The organism is Pseudomonas sp. SDO55104_S430, assembly GCF_054070595.1.
On sequence record NZ_JBSVXG010000337.1, the window covers coordinates 1 to 4,597 of the forward strand.

The window sequence follows — 4,597 nt, forward strand, 5'->3', positions numbered from 1 at the left end:
GGTCCCCACTGACCCGTAGGAGCGAGGCTTGCCCGCGAATGCAACACCTCGATCCAACTGTAGAAAATCAGGCCCGGCCTTTGCTTGCCGCTAACCCCAGCGGTCTTTAGACTTACGCCTCATTTCAACGAGAGCAGGGTCGATGCCAGCTGCCTTTCCCCCCGATTCTGTTGGTCTGGTGACGCCGCAAGTGGCGCACTTCAGCGATCCTTTGGCATTGGCCTGCGGTCGCTCCCTCCCGGCCTACGACCTGATTTACGAAACCTACGGCACGCTGAACGCCACGGCGAGCAACGCCGTGCTGATCTGCCACGCGCTGTCGGGCCACCACCACGCTGCCGGCTACCACAGCCCCGACGACCGCAAGCCCGGTTGGTGGGACAGCTGCATCGGCCCGGGCAAGCCGATCGACACCAACAAGTTCTTCGTGGTCAGCCTGAACAACCTCGGTGGCTGCAACGGCTCCACAGGCCCGAGCAGCATCAATCCGGAGACCGGCAAGCCATTCGGCGCCGACTTCCCGGTGCTGACCGTGGAAGACTGGGTGCACAGCCAGGCGCGCCTGGCCGATCGCCTGGGCATCGCTCAATTCGCCGCAGTGATCGGCGGCAGCCTGGGTGGCATGCAGGCGATGCAATGGAGCATGACCTACCCTGACCGCATCCGTCACTGCCTGGCCATCGCCTCCGCACCCAAGCTGTCGGCACAGAACATCGCCTTCAACGAAGTGGCGCGCCAGGCGATCCTCACCGATCCCGAGTTCCACGGCGGCTCGTTCCAGGAACAGGGCGTGATCCCCAAGCGCGGGCTGATGCTGGCGCGGATGGTCGGGCACATCACCTACCTGTCCGACGACTCCATGGGCGAGAAATTCGGCCGCGGCCTCAAGAGCGAGAAGCTCAACTACGACTTCCACAGCGTCGAGTTCCAGGTCGAAAGCTACCTGCGTTACCAAGGTGAGGAGTTCTCCGGACGTTTCGACGCCAATACCTACCTGTTGATGACCAAGGCCCTGGACTACTTCGATCCGGCGGCGAACTTCGACGACGACCTGGCCAAAACCTTCGCCAACGCCACCGCCAAGTTCTGCGTGATGTCGTTCACCACCGACTGGCGCTTCTCGCCTGCCCGCTCACGGGAACTGGTGGACGCGCTGATGGCGGCGCGCAAGGACGTCTGCTACCTGGAAATCGACGCACCACAGGGCCACGACGCCTTCCTGATTCCGATCCCGCGCTACTTGCAGGCATTCGGTAATTACATGAACCGAATTACCTTGTGAGATAGCCATGAGAGCTGATCTGGAAATCATCCAGGAATGGATCCCCGCCGGCAGCCGCGTGCTCGATCTGGGTTGCGGCGACGGCGAACTGCTGACCTGGCTTCGCGACAACAAGCAGGTCACCGGCTATGGCCTGGAAAACGACGCCGACAACATCGCCGAGTGCATGGCCAAGGGCATCAACGTCATCGAGCAGGACCTGGACAAGGGCCTGGGCAACTTCGCCAGCAACAGTTTCGACATCGTGGTCATGACCCAGGCGCTGCAAGCGGTGCACTACCCGGACAAGATCCTCGACGAAATGCTGCGGGTCGGTCGCCAGTGCATCATCACCTTCCCCAACTTCGGTCATTGGCGCTGCCGCTGGTACCTGGCGAGCAAGGGCCGGATGCCGGTTTCCGAGTTCCTGCCTTACACCTGGTACAACACGCCGAACATTCACTTCTGCACCTTCGCGGACTTTGAAGCCTTGTGCCGCGAACGTGAAGCGAAGGTCATTGATCGGCTGGCAGTGGATCAACAGCATCGCCACGGGTGGGCCAGCAAGCTATGGCCTAATCTGTTAGGTGAGATCGGCATTTACCGCGTCAGCAGCCCGGGGCTCACAGACCACAAGGTCGCGGTCTGAACCACCCTATTTCGAGGAGAACGATCATGGGTCGTCTAGCGCTGTTCGTACTAACTGCTTGCCTGAGCGTCACGGCCATGGCCGCTGACGCGATCAAAAGTGATCGCCAGGAAAAATTCGGCGACACCACGGTGCATTACAACACCTTCAATTCCACCTTCCTGACGCCGGAAGTCGCCAAGGCCGCGGAACTCACCCGCAGCAAGAACCAGGGCGTGATCAACATTTCGGTGATCAAGGACGGCAAGCCGCAGATGGCTCAGGTCAGCGGCACGGTCAAAGACCTGACCAGCCAGAGCGTGCCTCTGAACTTCAGGCAGATCACCGAGCAGGGCGCGATCTACTACATCGCCCAGTACCCGGTTCCGCAGCAGGAAACCCGCACCTTCGAGATCAAGGTGCAGAACGGTGACAAAATCAACACCATCAACTTCAACCAAGAGCTCTTTCCCGGCGAATGATCAACTTCACCCAACTCGTGCTGGCCAGCCACAACGCCGGCAAACTCAAGGAACTCCAGGCCATGCTCGGCCAGTCGGTGCAACTGCGCTCGATCGGCGAGTTCAGCAAGATCGAGCCTGAAGAGACCGGTCTGTCGTTCGTCGAGAACGCCATACTCAAGGCCCGCAATGCCGCGCGCATTTCCGGCTTGCCGGCACTGGCGGATGATTCGGGTCTGGCGGTGGACTTCCTCGGCGGCGCACCGGGCATCTACTCGGCGCGTTATGCCGACGGCAAGGGCGATGCGGCGAACAACGCCAAGCTGCTCGACGTCCTGAAGGACGTGCCGCAGGAAGAACGCGGCGCACAGTTCGTCTGCGTGCTCGCGCTGGTGCGTCACGCCGATGATCCGTTGCCGATCCTCTGCGAAGGCCTGTGGCACGGTCGCATCCTGACCCAGGCCAGCGGCGAACACGGTTTCGGCTACGACCCGCTGTTCTGGGTACCGGAGCGCGATTGCTCCAGCGCCGAGCTGAGCCCGGCCGACAAGAACCAGATCAGCCACCGCGCCCGTGCAATGGATCTGCTGCGCCAGCGTCTGGGCTTGAAATGACCGGTGAATCATCCGCGTCGCCGCTGATCTACGGTGGCGACGCCCCATCACCTCGGGCGGCCCTGCCAGTGCTGCCGCCCCTGGCGCTGTACATCCACATCCCGTGGTGCGTGCGCAAATGCCCTTATTGCGACTTCAACTCCCACACCGCCAGCCCCGAGCTGCCGGAAGAGGAGTACGTGGACGCGCTGCTGGCTGACCTCGATCAGGATCTGCACGCGGTATACGGGCGCGAACTCAGCTCGATCTTCTTCGGCGGCGGCACGCCGAGCTTGTTCAGCGCCCCGGCCCTGGGCCGTCTGCTCAAGGGCGTCGAACAGCGCATTCCGTTTGCCCACGACATCGAGATCACCCTGGAAGCCAATCCGGGCACCTTCGAGCAAGACAAGTTCGTGGCTTACCGGGCGCTGGGCATCAATCGCCTGTCGATCGGCATCCAGAGCTTCCAGCAAGACAAGCTCAAGGCACTGGGACGGATTCACAACGGCGACGAAGCGGTGCGCGCCGCCGGCATGGCGCGTCAGGCCGGGTTCGACAACTTCAACCTGGATCTGATGCACGGCTTGCCCGATCAGTCCCTGGATGACGCCCTGAATGACCTGCGCACCGCCATCGCCCTGAAACCGACCCACCTGTCCTGGTATCAGCTGACCCTGGAGCCGAACACGGTGTTCTGGAACCAGCCGCCGACGCTGCCGGAAGACGACACGCTGTGGGACATTCAGGAAGCCGGGCAAGCGCTGCTGGCCGAACACGGTTACGTGCAATACGAAGTTTCCGCCTACGCCCACCCCGGTCGGGCGGCGCGACATAACCTCAATTATTGGAGCTTCGGCGACTTCATCGGCATCGGTGCCGGCGCCCACGGCAAGCTCAGTCATCCAGACGGGCGCATCGTGCGCACCTGGAAGACCCGCCTGCCGAAGGACTACCTGAACCCGGCAAAAAGCTTCAAGGCTGGCGAAAAGGCGTTGGCCAATGATGAAATGCCGTTCGAGTTCCTGATGAACGCCTTGCGCCTGACTCAAGGCGTCGAAGCGCAGCTCTATCCGGAACGCACCGGCATGCCCCTGGACAGCCTCGCCGAAAGCCGCCGCGACGCCGAACAAAGCGGCCTGTTGCAGGTCGAACCGTCACGTCTGGTGGCCACCGAGCGCGGACAGCTATTCCTCAACGACTTGCTGCAGAATTTTCTGACATAAGGACTTCGAATGGATTTGGTACTCGACCTGCTCGCCACCGTGTCTCGCTGGAGCCGCAGCAATCTCTCGGAAATCGCCCTGGCCCTGGTGGGTTGCCTGCTGGTGCTGTTCGGCGCGGATTTCAAAGGCTGGGTCGAACAACGCCTGGGCAGCATCGCCGGCGCCCTGCGCGTCCCGCTGATGGCCCTGCTGTGCATGATCGGCAGCGGCGCCGCCCTGATCTACGCCACGCCCTGGGTTGTGCGCGGGCTGAGCCAGTTCAACAACTACAGTTTGGCGCCGGTGTTGTTGGTGGTGTTGGTGCTAATCGGGGTCGTCGCAGACCGCCGCTGATCCCAGCCATACCCTAAAACAAATGTGGGAGCGGGCTTGCTCGCGAATGCGGTGTGTCATTCAACAGTGATGTCGACTGACACGGCCTCTTCGCGAGC

General features: G+C 62.0%; 6 protein-coding genes. All 6 read left to right on the forward strand.

The features are described from left to right. Nucleotides 1-142 precede the first annotated feature (142 nt). From metX to ACW9JE_RS28915, 6 genes are read left to right on the forward strand one after another with little or no spacing between them, the layout of a single operon-like run. Nucleotides 143-1,282, forward strand: a complete 1,140-nt coding sequence (metX, locus tag ACW9JE_RS28890; protein WP_224538977.1) for a homoserine O-succinyltransferase MetX — start codon at nucleotides 143-145, stop codon at nucleotides 1,280-1,282. Nucleotides 1,283-1,289: 7 nt separating this feature from the next. Beyond that, a complete protein-coding gene (gene metW / locus ACW9JE_RS28895; protein ID WP_175376685.1) occupies nucleotides 1,290-1,910 on the forward strand; it encodes a methionine biosynthesis protein MetW in 621 nt (206 codons plus the stop codon). A 26-nt stretch (nucleotides 1,911-1,936) separates the two neighbouring features. Then, a complete protein-coding gene (locus tag ACW9JE_RS28900) occupies nucleotides 1,937-2,371 on the forward strand; it encodes a DUF4426 domain-containing protein (protein WP_224538975.1) in 435 nt (144 codons plus the stop codon). Next, nucleotides 2,368-2,964: an RdgB/HAM1 family non-canonical purine NTP pyrophosphatase gene (gene rdgB, locus ACW9JE_RS28905; RefSeq protein WP_224538973.1), complete on the forward strand. Its 597-nt coding sequence runs from the start codon at nucleotides 2,368-2,370 to the stop codon at nucleotides 2,962-2,964. Before ACW9JE_RS28900 ends, rdgB begins: the two co-directional genes overlap by 4 nt. Continuing rightward, nucleotides 2,961-4,166, forward strand: a complete 1,206-nt coding sequence (hemW, locus tag ACW9JE_RS28910; protein ID WP_457434701.1) for a radical SAM family heme chaperone HemW — start codon at nucleotides 2,961-2,963, stop codon at nucleotides 4,164-4,166. The genes rdgB and hemW overlap by 4 nt, the downstream gene beginning before the upstream one ends. A gap of 9 nt (nucleotides 4,167-4,175) precedes the next feature. Beyond that, a complete protein-coding gene (locus tag ACW9JE_RS28915) occupies nucleotides 4,176-4,499 on the forward strand; it encodes a DUF3392 domain-containing protein (protein ID WP_007975393.1) in 324 nt (107 codons plus the stop codon). Nucleotides 4,500-4,597: the final 98 nt, after the last annotated feature.

Coding starts and splice junctions, on each gene's coding strand:
- ACW9JE_RS28915 (WP_007975393.1), top strand. CDS start 4,176: ATGGATTTGGTACTCGACCTGCTCGCCACCGTGTCTCGCTGGAGCCGC.
- rdgB (WP_224538973.1), top strand. CDS start 2,368: ATGATCAACTTCACCCAACTCGTGCTGGCCAGCCACAACGCCGGCAAA.
- hemW (WP_457434701.1), top strand. CDS start 2,961: ATGACCGGTGAATCATCCGCGTCGCCGCTGATCTACGGTGGCGACGCC.
- metX (WP_224538977.1), top strand. CDS start 143: ATGCCAGCTGCCTTTCCCCCCGATTCTGTTGGTCTGGTGACGCCGCAA.
- ACW9JE_RS28900 (WP_224538975.1), top strand. CDS start 1,937: ATGGGTCGTCTAGCGCTGTTCGTACTAACTGCTTGCCTGAGCGTCACG.
- metW (WP_175376685.1), top strand. CDS start 1,290: ATGAGAGCTGATCTGGAAATCATCCAGGAATGGATCCCCGCCGGCAGC.